A 17,287-nucleotide genomic window follows, 5' to 3' on the forward strand; every position below is an offset into this window, starting at 1 on the left:
GGAGAGCTTATGAGTGAAGTAGAGGGCATCGGACCGCATGCGCTGCCCGGCTTGCGCGATAAGGTCGAGCGCATCATCGAAGAGGCGCGTCGGCAGGGCGCCAGCGCCAGTGAGGTTTCGGTCTCGATGGAGCAAGGCCTGTCCACCACGGTGCGTCAAGGCGAGGTGGAAACGGTCGAGTACAATCGCGACCAGGGCTTCGGTATTACGCTCTATGTCGGCCAGAGCAAGGGCTCGGCCAGCACCACCGGCAGCGGAGATGCCGCCATTCGGGAAACCGTGGCGGCCGCCTTGGCCATTGCCAGACATGCGTCGGAGGACGAGTTCGCCGGCCTGGCTGATGCCTCGCTGATGGCGCGCGAGCTACCCGAACTCGACCTCTACCACCCGTGGGCGATCACTCCCGAACAGGCGATCGAGCAGGCGCTGAGCTGTGAAGGTGCGGCCTTCGCCTTCGACCAGCGGATTCGCAACGCCGACGGCACCAGCCTCAACACCCATCAGGGCTGCCGGGCCTACGGCAACAGCAACGGCTTCATCGGCGGTTATTGCAGCAGCCGGCACAGTCTGAGCTGCGTGATGATCGCTGAAAGCGATGGGCAGATGCAGCGGGACTATTTCTATGACGTGAACCGGATCGGCGAGGCGCTGATCGATCCGCTGACCATCGGTCAGCGTGCGGCTGAGCGAGCAGTTCGGCGGCTGGGCGCGCGTCCGATCCCGACCTGCGAGGTGCCGGTGCTGTTCGCGCCGGAGCTGGCTACCGGGCTGTTCAGCCATTTCATCGCAGCGATTTCCGGTGGCAACCTCTACCGCAAGGCATCGTACCTGGAAGGCGCGCTGGGGCAGACGCTATTCCCCGAGTGGCTGAGCCTGGACGAGCGCCCTCACATCCCGCGGGCGCTGGGGAGCGCCGGTTACGACGGCGATGGCTTGGCGACCTATGCCAAACCCTTCGTTGAGGGTGGCCGCCTGCTGTCGTACGTGCTGTCGACCTACTCGGGACGCAAGCTGGGCATGCCGAGCACGGCCAATGCCGGCGGCGTGCACAACCTGTTCGTCAGTCACGGCGACGAGGATCAGGCGGCACTGATCCGTCAGATGGGGCGCGGGCTGCTGGTAACGGAACTGATGGGGCAGGGGCTGAATCTGGTGACCGGGGACTACTCGCGCGGCGCAGGCGGCTACTGGGTCGAGAATGGCGAGATTCAGTTCCCGGTGCAGGAAGTGACTATCGCCGGCAACCTGCGTGACATGTTCCGTCAGATCGTCGCGGTAGGTTGTGATATCGAGACGCGTGGCAATGTGCGCACCGGCTCGGTGCTGATCGAGCGGATGACGGTGGCGGGCAAGTAGCCTCGCCCAGCCGGCGTGGTCATCATCCGCGCCGGCCGCTCGAGGCCTTATTCGCCTTCTTCGAAGTAGTCGTCGATCAGTGCGACCAGGGCTGCCAGGGCTTCGTGCTCCTGCTCGCCTTCGGTGTGCAGGTGCAGGGTCGAGCCCTTGCTGGCGGCAAGCATCATGACCGCCATGATGCTCTTGCCGTCCACCAGCGTGGCCGGGCAGCGGCCGACACGGACGGCACACGGATAGCGGTTGGCAACGCCGACGAACTTGGCCGCCGCGCGCGCATGCAGACCGAGCTTGTTGATGATGGTGACTTCGCGGGCAGGCATGGGGCAGGTATTCCTAGGCGAGGTCCCGGTGACGGACCTGCAGATTCTTCAGCGGCTCCCTGAGCGCTTGGCCCAGGCGCTCAGCCAGATAAACCGAGCGATGATGGCCGCCGGTACAGCCGATGGCGATGGTTACGTATGCGCGGTTGCTGGCGGCGAAGCGGGGCAGCCATTTGCTCAGGTAGGCATGGATGTCCTCAAACATCTCCTCTACGTCGGGCTGGGCGGTCAGATAGTCGATGACCGGTTGATCGAGCCCGGAGAAGTCGCGCAGCTCGGCTTTCCAGTAGGGGTTGGGCAGGCAGCGCACATCGAACACCAGGTCGGCGTCGACCGGCATGCCGCGCTTGAAGCCGAACGACTCGATGAGAAATGCGGTGCCGGGTTCGGGTTTGTTCAGCAGGCGCAGCTTCAGGAAGTCGCGCAGCTGGTAAAGATTCAGGTGCGTGGTGTCGATCTTCAGGTCGGCATGGTCGATGATGGCTGCCAGTAGCAGCTCCTCGTCGCGGATCGCCTCGGCGAGGGAGCGGCTCTCGTTGGTCAGCGGATGACGCCTGCGGGTTTCCGAGAAGCGCTTGAGCAGGGTTTCGTCGTCCGCGTCCAGATACAGCACGTCGCACTGGATATGCCTGGCGCGAACCTCTTCGAGCAGTTCCGGAAAACGCTTCAGTTGACTGGGCAGGTTGCGCGCGTCGATGGAAACGGCGACCTGCGGATGCAGCAGCTCGGTGTGCAGCAGCGCGCGTTCGGCAAGCTCGGGAAGCAGACCCGCCGGCAGGTTGTCGATGCAGTAGAAACCGTTGTCTTCGAGCACGTTCAGCGCGGTGCTCTTGCCCGAGCCCGAACGGCCACTGACGATGATCAGCCGCATCTGGCCCCCACTCCGCTAGGCGCCATTCTGGACGTCGACGACGACCTGATAGAGGCTCTCATTGGTGGGTGCCTGGCGCAGTCGCTGGCGCACCTCTTCACGGTCAAGCATGCTGGCGATCTGGCGCAGCAGCTCGAGGTGCTCGTCGGTGGCCGCTTCCGGTACCAGCAAGACGAACAGCAGGTCTACCGGTGCGCCGTCGATGGCGTCGAAGTCCACCGGCGTTTCCAGGCGCAGCACGGCGCTCAGCGGGGCGTTACAGCCGACCATGCGGCAGTGAGGGATGGCGATGCCGTTGCCAAATCCGGTCGATCCCAGCTTCTCGCGGGCAATCAGGCTTTCGAATATGGTCTGGGAGTCGAGGTCTGTGAGGTCCTGGGCGATGACCTTGGCGATCTGTTCCAGGACGCGTTTCTTGCTACCGCCCGGGACGTTCACCAGGGAACGTCCGGGGGTCAGGATGTTTTCGAGTCGGATCATGTCTGGGAGTCAGCGGGAGATGGCGCCCTGGGTATGGTCGAGCTGCTTTTCCTTGTGCTTGATCAGCTGGCGATCGAGCTTGTCGACCAGCAGGTCGACGGCAGCATACATGTCTTCGTGTTCCGAGTTGGCGACCACTTCGCGGCCAGCGACATGCAGCGTCGCTTCGGCTTTCTGCTTTAGCTTCTCGACCTGCAGGATCACCTGGACGCTGATGATGCGGTCGAAATGACGGGCAAGCCGATCGAATTTCTCCTCGATGTAGTCACGCAGGGCATTGGTTACTTCCAGATGAACACCGCTGATATTGACTTGCATACTGCTATCTCCTTTGCCTTGTGCGAAGAGCAGGTCCGAAGCCCTGCCGCCGGGACGTTTCGGCCTTGGCCGATCACAGTAATCGTTTGCGCTCGCTGGATGGCGCGATACCGAGCGACTCCCGGTATTTGGCGACTGTGCGGCGGGCTACCTGAATGCCCTGCGCTTCCAGTAAACCAGCGATCTTGCTGTCGCTCAACGGCTTTTTCTGGTTTTCCGCCGCAACCAGCTTCTTGATGATCGCGCGGATCGCGGTGGACGAGCATTCCCCGCCTTCGGCCGTGCTGACGTGGCTGGAGAAGAAGTACTTGAGTTCGTAGATGCCGCGCGGTGTGTGCATGTATTTCTGGGTCGTCACGCGCGAAATGGTCGACTCGTGCATGCCCACCGCTTCGGCGATGTCGTGCAGCACCAGCGGTTTCATGGCCTCGTCACCATGCTCGAGAAATGCACGCTGGTGCTCGACGATCTGCGTGGCGACCTTCATCAGCGTTTCATTGCGGCTGAGCAGGCTCTTGATGAACCAGCGTGCTTCCTGCAGCTGGTTGCGCATGAAGGTGTTGTCGGCACTGGAGTCGGCACGTTTGACGAAGCTGGCGTACTGCGCATTGACGCGCAGGCGTGGCATGGCGTCCTGGTTCAGCTCTACCAGCCAACGGTCGTTGTGCTTGCGGACGATCACGTCAGGCACCACGTATTCCGGCTCGCTCGCTTCGATCTGAGAACCAGGGCGCGGGTTGAGCGTCTGGATCAGCTCGATCACCTGGCGTAGCTCGTCCTCCTTGAGCTTCATCCGGCGCATCAGCAGGTTGTAGTCGCGGCTGCCGAGGACATCCAGGTAATCGCTGGCCAGGCGCTGCGCTTCGCTCAGCCAGGGAGTTCGCTCGGGCAGCTGACGCAGTTGCAGCAGCAGACACTCGCGCAGATCGCGCGCGCCGATCCCGGCGGGTTCGAACTGCTGGATGCGATGCAGCACGACTTCGACTTCGTCGAGTTCGATCTCCAGTTCTGGGTCGAACGAGTCAGTGATTTCCTCGAGCGATTCTTCGAGATAACCCTGGTCGTTGATGCAGTCGATCAGCGTGGTGGCGATCAGTCGATCGGTATCGCTCATCGGCGCGAGATTGAGTTGCCAGAGCAAGTGGCTCTGCAGGCTGACGCCAGGTGACGTGCGGCTGGTGAAGTCCCACTCGTCATCATCGTTGCTGGGCAGGCTGCTGGCGCTGGTCTGGTAGATGTCCTCCCAGGCGGTGTCGACCGGCAGCTCGCTGGGAATGCGTTCACCCCAGTCAGCGTCGTCGAGGCTTTCGCTGCCGTGCGCTGGCTCGTCGTAGGTGCTGTCCTGTGTGGCGCTTTTCTCGCTGGTGGCCTCACCTGGGCGGTCGGCAGCTTCAGCCATCGGGTCGGAGCTGTCGAAGTCGTCGCCGTCTTCCTCGCGCTCGAGCATGGGGTTGGAATCCAGCGCTTCCTGGATCTCCTGTTGCAGATCGAGGGTGGATAGCTGGAGGAGGCGTATGGCCTGTTGCAGCTGCGGTGTCATCGTCAGCTGCTGGCCCATCTTCAGGACTAGCGATGGTTTCATGGCAGAGGACTTCAAACCTTTTATGCCGGCGCAACCGCGCCCGTTCCGACATGTGGCGCGCCAGGCGCCAACAGAAAGCAAATTATATGCCTGCCGAGGAAGCCTTTGCCTAGGGCCGATTTGCCGAGCTGCGCAAAAAAACGGCTCTACAGACGGAATTCGTAGCCCAGATAGACTTCCTTGACCAGTTGGTTGCTCAGGATTGTTTGGGCGTCGCCCTCGGCGATCAGTTGGCCATCGTTGACGATGTAGGCGGTTTCGCAGATGTCCAGGGTTTCACGGACATTGTGGTCGGTGATCAGTACGCCGATGCCCTTGGCCTTGAGGTGGTGGATGATCTGTTTGATGTCGCCCACCGATATCGGATCGACGCCAGCGAAAGGTTCGTCGAGGAGGATGAATTTGGGCGCAGTAGCCAACGCACGGGCGATCTCCACGCGGCGACGTTCGCCGCCGGACAGGCTCATGCCGAGGCTGTTGCGGATATGGTTGATGTGGAACTCCTGCAGCAGGCCTTCCAGCGCCTGCTGGCGGCCGCTACGGTCCAGATCCTTGCGGGTCTCGAGAATCGCCATGATGTTATCGGCGACCGAGAGCTTGCGGAAGATCGAAGCCTCCTGCGGCAGATAGCCGATCCCGGCGCGCGCGCGACCGTGCATCGGCAGATGGGTCACGTCGTTCTGATCGATCAGCACTCGGCCCTGGTCGGCATTCACCAGGCCGACGATCATGTAGAAACACGTGGTCTTGCCAGCCCCGTTGGGGCCGAGCAGGCCGACGATCTGCCCACTTTCGATGGACAGGCTGACATCACGGACGACCTGGCGGCTCTTGTAGCTCTTGGCCAGATGCTGGGCTTTGAGGACGGCCATTACTCCGCCTGCTCCGCTGCCTGCCCGTTCTTGCGCGGCTGGATGACCATGTCCACACGTGGGCGCGGCGTGGTCACATCGGCGTTGGTGGCGCGGCCAGCATTGACGATCTGGCGACGGGTGTCATAGACGATCTTCTCGCCTTCGAAGGTGTTGCCTTCCTGAACGACCTTGGCCTGATCGATGAGCACGATCCGCTCGTTGGCGGCGAAGTACTGGATGGTCAGGCCGTAGGCTTTGACGATTTCCTTGTCCGCCGCAGGCTTCTGCTCGTAGTAGGCCGGTTTGCCGATGGAGGTGAAGACTTCGACGTCGCCGTTCTCGTCCTGAGTGATGGTCACCGTGTCGCCGGTGATCTTCATCGTGCCCTGGGTGATGACCACGTCGCCGCGGTAGACCGCCACGCCCTGTCGGTCGTCCAGCTCGGCGGTGTCGGCTTGAACGCGGATTGGCTGTTCACGGTCCTCGGGAAGCGCCCACGCGCTGGCGCCTAGCCAGAATGCGCTCAAACCGAGCAGGAGGGGGAGAGTCTTAACGCAGCTCATGCTGGCCTCTTACGTTGGACAGCAGGAGCATCCTGCCGTCATCCATGTACGCTTTCATGCCGGTTGCCGTGGTCACGCCATTGGCGGCCTCGATTCTAACGGCTTGCTTTGTCTCGGCATAATCCTTCTCCGGCCACACCGTCAGGCGGCTGGTGGTAAGGATCGTCGGGCGGCCCTTGGCGTCGGTGCGCTCGACCTTGACCTGATCGATCAGCAGCACTTCGTCGCCTTCGGCCGATACTTCGCCGCGCTCACTACGCACGTGCCACGGCAGTTCGGTGCCGCGATAGGACAGCAGATCCGGCTTGGTCAGCAGACTGATGTCGCTCGCCTTGATGTGCTCGAGCTTGTCTGCGGTCAGTTCGTAGTTACGCTTGCCGTCGGGCTGATATTGCACCGTGCGGGAATTGATCACGTAGAAGTCGACATCAGGCGTTGCGCCGCTGGCGACGGATGGCTCCTGCATGAAACTTTCCGGGCGGATGTTCCAGTAGCCGACCGCCACCAGCAGGGCGGCGATCAGCGTAAGCAGGACAGCGAAGCGCATTTTGCGAAGCATGCAGACCTCTACAGATATGCGTTTTGCGCGGCGGCCAGAGTGCCCTGCGCGCGCATGATCAGTTCGCAGAACTCACGCGCCGCCCCCTCGCCACCGCGGGCCTGGGTAACGCCGTGGGCGTGCTCGCGGACGAAGCTGTCGGCGCTGGCCACAGCCATGCCGAGGCCAACCCGGCGAATCACCGGCAGGTCGGGCAGGTCGTCGCCCAGATAGGCCACTTCAGAGTAGTTCAGCCCGAGTTCGGCCAGCAGCTCGTCAAGCACCACCAGCTTGTCTTCGCGACCCTGATACAGGTGCTGGATGCCCAGGTTCTGTGCCCGTCGCTCCACCACTGGCGTCTTGCGGCCGCTGATGATGGCGGTGCGTACGCCCGAGTTGATCAGCATCTTGATGCCGTGGCCGTCCAGCGTATTGAAAGTCTTGAACTCGCTGCCGTCGGTCAGAAAGTACAGGCGCCCATCGGTCAGCACGCCATCCACATCGAAGATGGCCAGGCGGATGTCGCGTGCGCGCTGCAGAAGATGTTCGTGCATTACATGACCCCCGCACGCAGCAGGTCGTGCATGTTCAGCGCGCCGATGGGCAGCTCCTGCTCATCGATCACCACGAGCGAGCTGATCTTGTGGTCTTCCATGATCTTCAATGCCTCGGCTGCCAGCATCTCGGCATTAGCGGTCTTGCCGTGAACGGTCATGACTTCATCGATACGGGTCTCGCGCACGTCCACGCCCTTGTCCAGCGCGCGGCGCAAGTCGCCGTCGGTAAAAATGCCGGCCAGGCGGCCATCGGCCTCGACGATCACCGTCATGCCCAGCCCCTTCTGAGTCATCTCCAGCAGTGCGTCGCGCAGTGAGGTACCGCGTTGCACTTTGGGCAGGCGACCGCCGGTGTGCATCACATGCTCGACCTTGAGTAGCAGGCGCCGACCCAGTGCGCCGCCGGGGTGGGAGAAGGCGAAGTCCTCGGCGGTGAAGCCGCGGGCCTCGAGCAGGGCGATCGCCAGGGCATCGCCGAGCACCAGGCTGGCGGTAGTGGAGGAAGTCGGTGCGAGGTTCAGCGGGCAGGCCTCGATGGCCACGCTGGCATCCAGGTTCACCGCGGCGGCCTTGGCCAATACCGAGTTGGGGTTGCCGGTCATGCTGATCAGGGTAATGCCAAGGCGCTTGATCAGTGGCAGCAGCGTGACGATCTCGCTGGTGGTGCCGGAGTTGGACAGGGCAAGAACGACATCGTCCTGGGTAATCATGCCCATGTCGCCATGGCTGGCCTCGGCGGGATGCACGAAGAATGCGGCGGTGCCGGTGCTAGCCAGGGTGGCTGCGATCTTGCGGCCGATGTGGCCGGATTTGCCCATGCCGACCACGACGACCCGGCCCTTGCACGCAAGGATCAGGTCGCATGCCTTGACGAAAGAGGCATCGATCCGTGCGTTCAGCTGCTCTACTGCCTCGATTTCCAGGCGAATGGTGCGTTGCGCGGTTTCGATCAGTTGGCTGCTCTGGCTCATGGCTGGCGGGGTCGTCCGATTAAAAGGCGTGGATTATAGCGAGAAACCGTCTGTGGCTCATCGAAAATGTCGGTGCTGCTCGGCTACGTTCGGTTGATTCGATCATTGTTGGCTGAACCGAAGCTGAACGAGTCGTCGCCAGGTCATTGCTGGAAGCGCTCCTCGGTTGGGCGCTTTCGGGCGCGGTGCTATAGTGCGCCGCCGAAAACGGTCAGGGCAGAAAGTATCCCGGCGTCATCGGGAGCCGTCTGTTTCGCAGACTGCATGCAAGGAGACCAGATGAGCGCCTGCAACGACTACGCGGTCGAGCTGAAGGGAGTAACCTTCATGCGCGGCGAGCGGAGTATCTTCAATAACGTCGATATCGCCATTCCGCGAGGGAAGGTAACGGCCATCATGGGGCCGTCGGGATGCGGAAAGACGACGCTACTGCGGCTGATCGCCGCCCAGCTGATGCCTTCGCGCGGTGAGGTCTGGGTGACCGGGCAGAACCTGCCGAGCCTCTCGCGCAGCGAGCTGTTCGACATGCGCAAGCAGATGGGCGTGCTGTTCCAGAGCGGTGCGCTGTTCACCGATCTCGATGTGTTCGAGAACGTCGCATTCCCGCTGCGCGTTCATACCCGGCTGCCGGACGAAATGATCCGCGACATCGTGCTGATGAAGCTGCAGGCCGTCGGCTTGCGTGGTGCCATCGAGCTGATGCCGGACGAGCTGTCCGGTGGCATGAAGCGACGTGTTGCGCTGGCGCGGGCGATTGCCCTCGATCCGCAGATTCTGATGTATGACGAGCCTTTCGCCGGACAGGACCCGATCGCGATGGGGGTCTTGGTGCGCCTGATCAGGCTGCTCAACGATGCGCTGGGAATAACCAGTATCGTGGTATCGCACGACTTGGCAGAGACTGCCTCCATCGCCGATTACATCTATGTCGTGGGTGATGCCCAGGTCCTGGGGCAGGGTACGCCGGCGGAGCTGATGGAATCGGATAATCCGCGTATCCGGCAGTTCATGAAAGGTTCGGCGGATGGCCCGGTTCCATTCCATTTCCCTGCGCCGGCCTACGCTGATGATCTGCTGGGAGGTGGTGATGCGTAAGCGTTCGCTGTTGGATCGGATTGCTCTGCTCGGGCGTGCCGGTCTTGATGTCGTGGCGGCGTTGGGGCGCTCGACGCTTTTTCTCATGCACGCCCTGTTCGGTCGCAGCGGGCTGCGCAACGGATTTTCCCTGCTGGTCAAGCAGCTCTATTCGGTGGGGGTGCTGTCGCTGGCTATCGTGGTGGTGTCCGGTATCTTCATCGGTATGGTGCTGGCGCTGCAGGGCTACAACATCCTCAGCAGCTACGGGTCCGAGCAGGCTGTCGGTCAGATGGTCGCGTTGACGCTCCTGCGTGAGCTGGGGCCGGTAGTGACTGCATTGCTGTTCGCCGGTCGCGCCGGGTCGGCCTTGGCGGCCGAGATCGGCAACATGAAGTCAACCGAGCAGTTGTCGAGCCTGGAGATGATCGGTGTCGACCCGCTGAAATACATCATCGCGCCGCGCCTGTGGGCTGGTTTCATTTCCCTGCCGTTGCTGACGCTGATCTTCAATGTGGTCGGCATCTGGGGCGGAGCGATGGTCGCCGTTGACTGGCTCGGCGTATACGAAGGCTCGTTCTGGGCCAACATGCAGAACAGTGTCGACTTTCACTCGGATGTGCTCAACGGCGTGATCAAGAGCGTCGTATTCGCCTTCGTCGTGACCTGGATCGCTGTCTTCCAGGGCTACGACTGCGAGCCGACTTCCGAAGGGATCAGCCGCGCCACGACCCGAACCGTGGTCTACGCCTCGCTGGCGGTGCTTGGGCTCGACTTCATTTTGACCGCATTGATGTTTGGAGATTTCTGATGCGTATCCGCACTCTGGAGATGGGCGTCGGCCTGTTCCTGCTCGCCGGCCTGCTGGCCCTGCTGCTGCTGTCGCTGCGAGTCAGCGGGCTGAGCGTGGCCGACACCGATACCTATAAGCTGTATGCCTATTTCGACAATATCGCCGGATTGACGGTCCGATCAAAGGTGACCATGGCTGGCGTAACCATCGGCAAGGTCACCGCGATCGATCTGGACCGCGACAGCTATACCGGACGGGTGACCCTGGAAATCCAGGAGGATGTGAACATCCTGCCGGCCGATTCCACGGCCTCGATCCTGACGGCCGGCCTGCTCGGAGAGAAGTATGTCGGAATCAGCGTGGGCGGCGACGACGAAGTGCTCAAGGATGGTGACACCATTCAGGACACCCAGTCGTCGCTGGTGCTCGAGGACCTGATCGGCAAGTTCCTGCTCAATTCAGTTAATAAAGAGTAAAGGAGAAGCGAATGATGACTGCCCTGCGTCGCGGCCTGCTGGTTCTGCTGGCCGTATTGCCCATGTTCTCCCATGCCGCGCTGAGCGCGCATCAGGTGATCCAGAAGACCACCGACGAACTGCTGGCCGACCTGAAGGCCAACAAGGAGCAGTACCGTAACGATCCGTCGGCGTTCTACGATTCGCTCAATGAGATTCTCGGTCCGGTAGTCGATGCGGACGGCATCTCTCGCAGCATCATGACCGTCAAGTACTCGCGCAATGCCTCGCCCGAGCAAATGAAGCGTTTTCAGGAAAACTTCAAGCGCAGCCTGATGCAGTTCTATGGCAATGCCTTGCTCGAGTACAACAACCAGCAGATTCGCGTGCTGCCGCCCAGCGGCAAGCAGGACCCCAAACGCACCAGTGTCGGCATGGAAGTGGTGGGGCGGCAGGGCGAGATCTATCCGGTGTCCTACACCATGGTCAACGATGGCGAGTGGCGCGTGCGCAACGTGATCATCAATGGCATCAACATAGGCAAGCTGTTCCGTGACCAGTTCGCCGACTCGATGCAGAAGAACGGCGGCGATCTGGACAAGACCATCGATGGCTGGGCCGAAGTGGTGGCGCGGGCGAAGGAAACCGAAGCCGGGCAGCAGGCGGCTGGTGATGAGTGAGGCGCAGATCGAGCGCTCTGGCGAGGCCGAACTGCGCCTGCGCGGCGTGTTGGATTACCGCAGTGGACCGGCCTTGCGTGAAGCCGGCCGGTCGCTGATCGCTGGCGGCCGCTCGCCGCTGACGCTCGATTGCTCCGCCGTGGAGCGCTCCAGTAGTGTCGGGCTGTCGCTGCTTCTGGCTTTCATGCGCGATGCCAGGGCGGCTGGCGTCGAGCTGCGTGTCACTGGTTTGCCGGACGACATGCAGAAGATCGCCAGGGTGTCCGGCCTTATGGATATCCTGCCGCTGGACGCTTCCCCGGTCTGACAAGGAGACAGCCGTATGAAACTGCGCTGGGCGGAAAACCTGCGCGATGGCGTGCATGGGCTCGCTGAATCGCTTGGCAATTTGCTGGTCGAGAGCTTCCACTACTTGGCGCTGTTTGCCATCGGCGCAGTGACGGCCTGGGCTGCGGTCATGGCCTTTCTCGACATGGTCGAGAAGGGCCACATATCGATAGATGACATCCTGCTGCTGTTCATCTATCTCGAGCTGGGCGCGATGGTCGGGATCTATTTCAAGACCAACCACATGCCGGTGCGCTTCCTGATCTATGTGGCGATCACCGCGCTGACCCGCCTGCTGATTTCCGATATTTCCCATCACCACCGTCCGGACATGGGCGTGGTCTATGTGTCGGGCGCGATCCTGCTGCTGGCGCTGGCGATCCTGGTGGTGCGCTTTGCCTCCTCGCGCTTCCCGGCCGTGCAGAGCGACAGCGGGCTGTCGCGGCATCGGCGCGAGCGCGATCAGGGGGCCGAAACGCTGGATTGAGATCTGCGCGCGAGGTTCGGGGTTCGCAGCCTTCGGGCTTTTTTGTATGATGGCCGGCCCGTGCGCGTCCTGCGCCCGATCGAGGTAGAACATGCAGGCCCTAGAAGTGAAGAATTTCCTGGAAGCGAAGATTCCGGGAACCCAGGTGGAAGTGGAAGGCGAAGGCTGCAACTTCCAGCTCAACGTGATCAGTGATGAACTGGCCGCCCTGAGCCCGGTGAAGCGTCAGCAGCAGATCTACGCTCATCTCAATCCATGGATCGCCGACGGCAGCATCCACGCCGTCACCATGAAGTTCTTCAGTCGCACAGACTGGGCCGCGCGCGCCTGATCGGTTCCAGCCCGCGCAACCAATCATTCCAGGCAGAGCGCGTCTTGCCGACTGCGCCGCCCCCTTCGACAGTGCTTCGAGCCTGCGGCTTACGGGAATCTCCATGGACAAACTGATCATTACCGGCGGCATTCGCCTCGATGGCGAGATTCGCATTTCCGGTGCAAAGAACTCCGCTCTGCCGATTCTGGCCGCCACCTTGCTGGCCGATACTCCGGTTACGGTGTGCAACCTGCCGCACCTGCACGACATCACCACGATGATCGAGCTGTTCGGTCGTATGGGCGTGCAGCCTGTTATCGACGAGAAGCTCAGTGTCGAAGTTGACGCCAGCAGCATCAAGACCCTGGTCGCGCCGTACGAGCTGGTGAAGACCATGCGCGCCTCGATTCTCGTGCTCGGCCCCATGGTCGCGCGTTTCGGCGAGGCCGAGGTGGCGCTGCCCGGTGGTTGTGCCATTGGATCGCGGCCAGTCGACCTGCACATCCGCGGTCTCGAGGCCATGGGTGCACAGATCGACGTCGAAGGCGGCTACATCAAGGCCAAGGCGCCGGCCGGTGGCCTGCGCGGCGCACACTTCTTCTTCGATACGGTCAGTGTGACCGGTACCGAGAACATCATGATGGCCGCGGCGCTGGCCAACGGCCGCAGCGTGCTGGAAAACGCCGCGCGTGAGCCGGAGGTGGTCGATCTGGCCAACTTCCTCAATGCCATGGGCGCCAAGGTCTCCGGTGCCGGAACCGACACCATCACCATCGATGGCGTCAAGCGCCTCGGTGGTGGTCGTTACAGCGTGATGCCCGACCGTATCGAGACCGGCACCTATCTGGTCGCCGCTGCAGCCACTGGCGGTCGCGTGCGCCTGAAGGATACCGACGCGACGCTGCTCGAAGCCGTGCTGCACAAGCTGGTCGAGGCGGGCGCGCATATCGATACTGGCAGCGACTGGATCGAACTGGACATGAAGGGCAAGCGGCCGAAGGCGGTCAACGTCCGCACCGCGCCGTACCCGGCGTTTCCCACCGACATGCAGGCGCAGTTCATTGCGCTCAATGCCATTGCCGAGGGCACCGGTACGGTCATCGAAACGGTCTTCGAGAACCGCTTCATGCACGTCTACGAGATGAATCGCATGGGGGCGCAGATTCTCGTCGAGGGCAACACCGCCATCGTCACCGGCGTCGATCATCTCAAGGGTGCTCCGGTCATGGCGACCGACCTGCGCGCTTCGGCGAGCCTGGTGATCGCCGGTCTGGTGGCCGAAGGCGATACGCTGATCGATCGCATCTACCACATCGACCGTGGCTACGAGTGCATCGAGGAGAAACTGCAGTTGCTCGGGGCGAAGATTCGCCGCGTTCCCGGCTGATAGCGATCTGCTACGCGAGATCGCAGTTGGTCACATGGTCGCCGCTCAAGGTTGGCCGTTGCCGTTCAAGGAAAACGCTCCATGCTCACCATCGCCCTGTCCAAAGGCCGCATTCTCGATGACACGCTGCCACTGCTCGCTGCCGCAGGCATCGAGCCTACCGAGAATCCGGACAAGAGCCGCAAGCTGATCATCCCGACCACCCAGCATGACGTGCGTCTGCTCATCGTCCGTGCCACCGACGTGCCGACCTATGTCGAGCATGGCGCGGCCGACCTTGGCGTCGCCGGCAAGGACGTGCTGATGGAGTACGGTGGCCAGGGGCTGTACGAGCCGCTCGACCTGAAGATCGCCAACTGCAAGTTGATGACCGCCGGCAAGGTCGGCGCGCCGGAGCCGAAGGGGCGTCTGCGTGTGGCGACCAAGTTCGTCAATGTAGCCAAGCGCTATTACGCCGAGCAGGGTCGTCAGGTCGACATCATCAAGCTGTACGGCTCCATGGAGCTCGCGCCACTGGTGGGGCTGGCCGACAAGATCATCGACGTGGTCGACACCGGCAACACGCTACGTGCCAACGGCCTGGAGCCCCAGGAACTGATCGCGCACATCAGCTCGCGCCTGGTGGTGAACAAGGCTTCGATGAAGATGCAGCACGCGCGCATCCAGGCGCTGATCGATACGCTGCACGCGGCCGTTGAGCAACATCAGCATTGATATCTCACGCGGCTGCGGCCGCGCCTGCCTATTCGTGCCATAGCTGAAATTCTCAGGTGCCCGCACGGTGGGCTTGATATTCTAGCGGCGCCTGAGAGCCCGGCCTGCGCTTCGTGCGGTTGCAACGAAGCCGGCTGCTTCCGATGCCTAGCCAACCAAGAGGCCCGCTATGACCGCTCCCTCCGCCATTCGCCGACTCAACGCTGCCGATGCCGACTTCGCTCGTCATCTGGACCATCTGCTGAGCTGGGAAAGCGTCTCCGACGACGGCGTTAACGCGCGGGTGCTGGAGATTATCAAGGCCGTGCGCGAGCGCGGCGATGCAGCGGTCGTCGAGCTGACCCAGCGTTTCGACGCGCTGGAAGTCGCCTCCATGGCCGATCTGATCCTGCCGCGCGCGCGTCTGGAACAGGCGCTCGAGCGCATCACCCCGGAGCAGCGCGAGGCGCTGGAAATCGCTGCCGAGCGCGTGCGCAGCTATCACGAGCGGCAGAAACAGGACTCCTGGACCTACACCGAGGCCGACGGCACTGTGCTCGGTCAGAAGGTCACGCCGCTGGATCGCGCCGGCCTCTACGTGCCGGGCGGCAAGGCTTCCTATCCGTCTTCTGTGCTGATGAACGCCATTCCGGCCAAGGTTGCCGGCGTGCCGGAAGTGGTCATGGTGGTGCCGACGCCGCGTGGCGAGGTCAACGAGCTGGTGCTGGCTGCGGCCTGCATTGCCGGCGTCGACCGGGTCTTCACCATCGGCGGGGCGCAAGCCGTCGCGGCGTTGGCCTACGGCACCGAGAGCGTGCCGCCGGTGGACAAGATCGTTGGGCCGGGCAACATCTACGTCGCTACCGCTAAGCGTCACGTGTTCGGCAAGGTTGGCATCGACATGATTGCCGGGCCATCGGAAATCCTCGTGGTCTGTGATGGCCAGACCGATCCGGACTGGATCGCCATGGACCTGTTCTCCCAGGCTGAGCACGATGAGGATGCGCAATCGATCCTGGTCAGCCCGGATGCCGCGTTCCTCGATCGCGTCGCCGAGAGCATCGCCCGCCTGCTGCCGACGCTGGAGCGTGCCGACATCGCCCGCACCTCCATCGAAGGTCGCGGCGCGCTGATCCAGGTGGCCGACATGCAGCAGGCCATCGAGGTGGCCAACCGCATCGCCCCTGAACATCTGGAGCTTTCGGTCGCCGAACCGGAGCAGTGGCTGCCGCAGATTCGCCATGCCGGCGCGATCTTCATGGGGCGCTACACCGCCGAGGCGCTGGGCGACTATTGCGCCGGCCCCAACCACGTGCTGCCGACTTCGGGGACTGCACGTTTCTCCTCGCCGCTGGGTGTGTATGACTTCCAGAAGCGCTCGTCGATCATCAATTGCTCGGCCGAGGGGGCCTCGACGCTGGGCAAGGTGGCATCGGTTCTGGCTCGTGGTGAATCGCTGACCGCTCACGCGCGCAGCGCCGAGTATCGGATCAAGTAAGCCGTAAGGTGGGAGCGAGGCCGCCGGCCCCTTCCGCCTGATGTTACTGGTGGAAAGCGTCACGCGATTTCCACCCTACGCCAAGCAGATCGAATTCGAGGAGAGAAGGGCGGTGAGCAAATTCTGGAGCCCCTTCGTCAAGGACCTGGTGCCCTATGTGCCGGGCGAGCAGCCCAAGTTGAGCAAGCTGGTCAAGCTCAACACCAATGAGAATCCCTATGGCCCGTCGCCGCGGGCAATCGCCGCCATGCAGGCGGAAATCGACGACGGCCTGCGGCTCTATCCTGACCCCAACGGCGAGCGCCTGAAGCAGGCTGTGGCGGACTACTACGGTGTGCAGATGGCGCAGGTGTTCGTCGGCAACGGCTCGGACGAAGTGCTGGCGCATGCCTTTCACGGCCTGTTCCAGCATGGCCGCCCGCTGCTGTTTCCGGACGTGACATACAGCTTCTACCCGGTCTATTGCGGCCTGTACGGCATCGACTACCAAACCGTTGCGCTGAACGAGCAGTTCCAGATCGACGTGGCGGATTATCAGCGGCCGAACGGCGGCATCATCTTTCCCAACCCGAACGCCCCGACTGGTTGCCTGCTGCCGCTTGAGGCTATCGAGCGATTGCTGCAGGCCAATAGCGAGTCCGTCGTGCTGGTCGACGAGGCCTATGTGGACTTCGGTGGCGAGTCGGCGATTGCGCTGGTCGATCGCTATCCGAACCTGCTGGTCACCCAGACGCTTTCCAAGTCACGCTCGCTGGCCGGTCTGCGGGTCGGCCTGGCGGTAGGACATCCGGACCTGATCGAGGCGCTGGAGCGGATCAAGAACAGCTTCAACTCCTACCCGCTGGACCGCATCGCCATTGCCGGCGCGGCTGCAGCGTTCGCGGATCGTGAGTATTTCGAGCAGACCTGCCGGCAGGTCATCGCCAGCCGCGAGGCGGTGGTGGCGGCGCTTCACGAGCGCGGCTTCGAGGTGCTGCCGTCGGCAGCGAACTTCATTTTCGCGCGTCACCCTCAGCGCGACGCCGCCGCCATCGCCGCAGCGCTGCGCGAGCAGGGCGTGATCGTGCGTCACTTCAAGCAGCCGCGCATCGAGCAGTTCCTGCGCATCACCATCGGCACGCCGGAACAGAACCAGGCTCTGCTCGAGGCGCTCGGCTAACGCAGGGCGCG

Annotated in this window: 22 protein-coding genes; 12 read left to right on the plus strand and 10 right to left on the minus strand. The window is 62.6% G+C overall.

Annotation, left to right across the window (positions count from 1 at the left end; genetic code table 11):
* The first annotated feature begins 9 nt into the window (after positions 1-9).
* On the plus strand, positions 10-1,356 hold the full coding sequence (pmbA, locus tag HZR81_RS17925) for a metalloprotease PmbA (RefSeq protein WP_063544398.1): 1,347 nt from the start codon (positions 10-12) through the stop codon (positions 1,354-1,356).
* 47 nt (positions 1,357-1,403) lie between these two features.
* Here the strand turns inward: pmbA and HZR81_RS17930 are convergent, their stop codons facing one another.
* The 10 genes from HZR81_RS17930 to HZR81_RS17975 form a co-directional block, all read right to left on the minus strand.
* On the minus strand, positions 1,404-1,676 hold the full coding sequence (locus HZR81_RS17930) for an HPr family phosphocarrier protein (protein WP_063544400.1): 273 nt from the start codon (positions 1,674-1,676) through the stop codon (positions 1,404-1,406).
* Positions 1,677-1,689: 13 nt separating this feature from the next.
* Positions 1,690-2,547, minus strand: a complete 858-nt coding sequence (rapZ, locus tag HZR81_RS17935; RefSeq protein WP_500128884.1) for an RNase adapter RapZ — start codon at positions 2,545-2,547, stop codon at positions 1,690-1,692.
* Positions 2,548-2,562: 15 nt separating this feature from the next.
* Positions 2,563-3,027, minus strand: a complete 465-nt coding sequence (ptsN, locus tag HZR81_RS17940; RefSeq protein ID WP_063544404.1) for a PTS IIA-like nitrogen regulatory protein PtsN — start codon at positions 3,025-3,027, stop codon at positions 2,563-2,565.
* Between the two features lie 9 nt (positions 3,028-3,036).
* Complete coding sequence (hpf, locus tag HZR81_RS17945; RefSeq protein WP_063544406.1) at positions 3,037-3,345, minus strand: ribosome hibernation-promoting factor, HPF/YfiA family; 309 nt, start codon at positions 3,343-3,345, stop codon at positions 3,037-3,039.
* Between the two features lie 73 nt (positions 3,346-3,418).
* Entirely contained in the window at positions 3,419-4,927 is a 1,509-nt protein-coding gene (locus HZR81_RS17950; RefSeq protein ID WP_063544408.1) for an RNA polymerase factor sigma-54, read from the minus strand.
* 146 nt (positions 4,928-5,073) lie between these two features.
* Positions 5,074-5,799, minus strand: a complete 726-nt coding sequence (gene lptB / locus HZR81_RS17955; protein ID WP_500128885.1) for an LPS export ABC transporter ATP-binding protein — start codon at positions 5,797-5,799, stop codon at positions 5,074-5,076.
* Positions 5,799-6,344, minus strand: a complete 546-nt coding sequence (gene lptA, locus HZR81_RS17960) for a lipopolysaccharide transport periplasmic protein LptA (RefSeq protein ID WP_063544412.1) — start codon at positions 6,342-6,344, stop codon at positions 5,799-5,801. Before lptA ends, lptB begins: the two co-directional genes overlap by 1 nt.
* On the minus strand, positions 6,331-6,903 hold the full coding sequence (lptC, locus tag HZR81_RS17965) for an LPS export ABC transporter periplasmic protein LptC (RefSeq protein ID WP_063544413.1): 573 nt from the start codon (positions 6,901-6,903) through the stop codon (positions 6,331-6,333). The genes lptA and lptC overlap by 14 nt, the downstream gene beginning before the upstream one ends.
* Before the next feature lie 8 nt (positions 6,904-6,911).
* Entirely contained in the window at positions 6,912-7,436 is a 525-nt protein-coding gene (locus tag HZR81_RS17970) for a KdsC family phosphatase (protein ID WP_063544415.1), read from the minus strand.
* Positions 7,436-8,410 carry a KpsF/GutQ family sugar-phosphate isomerase gene (locus HZR81_RS17975; RefSeq protein ID WP_063544417.1) on the minus strand — a complete coding sequence of 325 codons (975 nt, stop codon included), beginning with the start codon at positions 8,408-8,410 and terminating at the stop codon, positions 7,436-7,438. Before HZR81_RS17975 ends, HZR81_RS17970 begins: the two co-directional genes overlap by 1 nt.
* Before the next feature lie 279 nt (positions 8,411-8,689).
* Between HZR81_RS17975 and HZR81_RS17980 the strand changes: the two genes are divergently transcribed.
* From HZR81_RS17980 to hisC, 11 genes are all read left to right on the plus strand, one after another.
* Complete coding sequence (locus HZR81_RS17980; protein WP_063544419.1) at positions 8,690-9,505, plus strand: ATP-binding cassette domain-containing protein; 816 nt, start codon at positions 8,690-8,692, stop codon at positions 9,503-9,505.
* Positions 9,498-10,295 (plus strand): lipid asymmetry maintenance ABC transporter permease subunit MlaE, encoded by a 798-nt coding sequence (mlaE, locus tag HZR81_RS17985; RefSeq protein WP_102840572.1) that lies wholly within the window; start codon positions 9,498-9,500, stop codon positions 10,293-10,295. Before HZR81_RS17980 ends, mlaE begins: the two co-directional genes overlap by 8 nt.
* Complete coding sequence (mlaD, locus tag HZR81_RS17990; protein WP_500128886.1) at positions 10,295-10,753, plus strand: outer membrane lipid asymmetry maintenance protein MlaD; 459 nt, start codon at positions 10,295-10,297, stop codon at positions 10,751-10,753. The genes mlaE and mlaD overlap by 1 nt, the downstream gene beginning before the upstream one ends.
* 11 nt (positions 10,754-10,764) lie before the next feature.
* Complete coding sequence (locus HZR81_RS17995) at positions 10,765-11,412, plus strand: MlaC/ttg2D family ABC transporter substrate-binding protein (protein ID WP_063544426.1); 648 nt, start codon at positions 10,765-10,767, stop codon at positions 11,410-11,412.
* Positions 11,405-11,719 carry an STAS domain-containing protein gene (locus HZR81_RS18000; RefSeq protein WP_102840575.1) on the plus strand — a complete coding sequence of 105 codons (315 nt, stop codon included), beginning with the start codon at positions 11,405-11,407 and terminating at the stop codon, positions 11,717-11,719. Before HZR81_RS17995 ends, HZR81_RS18000 begins: the two co-directional genes overlap by 8 nt.
* Positions 11,720-11,734: 15 nt before the next feature.
* On the plus strand, positions 11,735-12,226 hold the full coding sequence (locus tag HZR81_RS18005) for a phosphate-starvation-inducible protein PsiE (RefSeq protein ID WP_500128887.1): 492 nt from the start codon (positions 11,735-11,737) through the stop codon (positions 12,224-12,226).
* 91 nt (positions 12,227-12,317) lie between these two features.
* Entirely contained in the window at positions 12,318-12,557 is a 240-nt protein-coding gene (locus tag HZR81_RS18010; protein WP_013981933.1) for a BolA family protein, read from the plus strand.
* Positions 12,558-12,660: 103 nt separating this feature from the next.
* Positions 12,661-13,926, plus strand: a complete 1,266-nt coding sequence (gene murA, locus HZR81_RS18015) for a UDP-N-acetylglucosamine 1-carboxyvinyltransferase (RefSeq protein WP_063544432.1) — start codon at positions 12,661-12,663, stop codon at positions 13,924-13,926.
* An 81-nt stretch (positions 13,927-14,007) separates the two neighbouring features.
* Positions 14,008-14,640, plus strand: coding sequence for an ATP phosphoribosyltransferase (gene hisG / locus HZR81_RS18020; RefSeq protein WP_500128888.1), 633 nt, complete (start codon positions 14,008-14,010; stop codon positions 14,638-14,640).
* Positions 14,641-14,809: 169 nt separating this feature from the next.
* A complete protein-coding gene (hisD, locus tag HZR81_RS18025; RefSeq protein WP_125877178.1) occupies positions 14,810-16,117 on the plus strand; it encodes a histidinol dehydrogenase in 1,308 nt (435 codons plus the stop codon).
* A gap of 112 nt (positions 16,118-16,229) precedes the next feature.
* Positions 16,230-17,276 carry a histidinol-phosphate transaminase gene (gene hisC, locus HZR81_RS18030; protein WP_125850622.1) on the plus strand — a complete coding sequence of 349 codons (1,047 nt, stop codon included), beginning with the start codon at positions 16,230-16,232 and terminating at the stop codon, positions 17,274-17,276.
* Positions 17,277-17,287 lie beyond the last annotated feature (11 nt).

The organism is Pseudomonas sp. LM13 (genome assembly GCF_041381355.1).
GTDB lineage: Bacteria > Pseudomonadota > Gammaproteobacteria > Pseudomonadales > Pseudomonadaceae > Stutzerimonas > Stutzerimonas frequens.

What these genes read in the sequence shown, in the direction of transcription:
- mlaD (WP_500128886.1), top strand. Translation starts at nt 10,295, where the DNA reads ATGCGTATCCGCACTCTGGAGATGGGCGTCGGCCTGTTCCTGCTCGCC.
- hisD (WP_125877178.1), top strand. Translation starts at nt 14,810, where the DNA reads ATGACCGCTCCCTCCGCCATTCGCCGACTCAACGCTGCCGATGCCGAC.
- HZR81_RS18005 (WP_500128887.1), top strand. Translation starts at nt 11,735, where the DNA reads ATGAAACTGCGCTGGGCGGAAAACCTGCGCGATGGCGTGCATGGGCTC.
- HZR81_RS17980 (WP_063544419.1), top strand. Translation starts at nt 8,690, where the DNA reads ATGAGCGCCTGCAACGACTACGCGGTCGAGCTGAAGGGAGTAACCTTC.
- mlaE (WP_102840572.1), top strand. Translation starts at nt 9,498, where the DNA reads ATGCGTAAGCGTTCGCTGTTGGATCGGATTGCTCTGCTCGGGCGTGCC.
- rapZ (WP_500128884.1), bottom strand. Translation starts at nt 2,547, where the DNA reads ATGCGGCTGATCATCGTCAGTGGCCGTTCGGGCTCGGGCAAGAGCACC.
- HZR81_RS17975 (WP_063544417.1), bottom strand. Translation starts at nt 8,410, where the DNA reads ATGAGCCAGAGCAGCCAACTGATCGAAACCGCGCAACGCACCATTCGC.
- HZR81_RS17930 (WP_063544400.1), bottom strand. Translation starts at nt 1,676, where the DNA reads ATGCCTGCCCGCGAAGTCACCATCATCAACAAGCTCGGTCTGCATGCG.
- murA (WP_063544432.1), top strand. Translation starts at nt 12,661, where the DNA reads ATGGACAAACTGATCATTACCGGCGGCATTCGCCTCGATGGCGAGATT.
- HZR81_RS17995 (WP_063544426.1), top strand. Translation starts at nt 10,765, where the DNA reads ATGATGACTGCCCTGCGTCGCGGCCTGCTGGTTCTGCTGGCCGTATTG.
- hisG (WP_500128888.1), top strand. Translation starts at nt 14,008, where the DNA reads ATGCTCACCATCGCCCTGTCCAAAGGCCGCATTCTCGATGACACGCTG.
- HZR81_RS17970 (WP_063544415.1), bottom strand. Translation starts at nt 7,436, where the DNA reads ATGCACGAACATCTTCTGCAGCGCGCACGCGACATCCGCCTGGCCATC.
- HZR81_RS17950 (WP_063544408.1), bottom strand. Translation starts at nt 4,927, where the DNA reads ATGAAACCATCGCTAGTCCTGAAGATGGGCCAGCAGCTGACGATGACA.
- HZR81_RS18010 (WP_013981933.1), top strand. Translation starts at nt 12,318, where the DNA reads ATGCAGGCCCTAGAAGTGAAGAATTTCCTGGAAGCGAAGATTCCGGGA.
- hpf (WP_063544406.1), bottom strand. Translation starts at nt 3,345, where the DNA reads ATGCAAGTCAATATCAGCGGTGTTCATCTGGAAGTAACCAATGCCCTG.
- lptC (WP_063544413.1), bottom strand. Translation starts at nt 6,903, where the DNA reads ATGCTTCGCAAAATGCGCTTCGCTGTCCTGCTTACGCTGATCGCCGCC.
- HZR81_RS18000 (WP_102840575.1), top strand. Translation starts at nt 11,405, where the DNA reads ATGAGTGAGGCGCAGATCGAGCGCTCTGGCGAGGCCGAACTGCGCCTG.
- pmbA (WP_063544398.1), top strand. Translation starts at nt 10, where the DNA reads ATGAGTGAAGTAGAGGGCATCGGACCGCATGCGCTGCCCGGCTTGCGC.
- lptA (WP_063544412.1), bottom strand. Translation starts at nt 6,344, where the DNA reads ATGAGCTGCGTTAAGACTCTCCCCCTCCTGCTCGGTTTGAGCGCATTC.
- ptsN (WP_063544404.1), bottom strand. Translation starts at nt 3,027, where the DNA reads ATGATCCGACTCGAAAACATCCTGACCCCCGGACGTTCCCTGGTGAAC.
- lptB (WP_500128885.1), bottom strand. Translation starts at nt 5,799, where the DNA reads ATGGCCGTCCTCAAAGCCCAGCATCTGGCCAAGAGCTACAAGAGCCGC.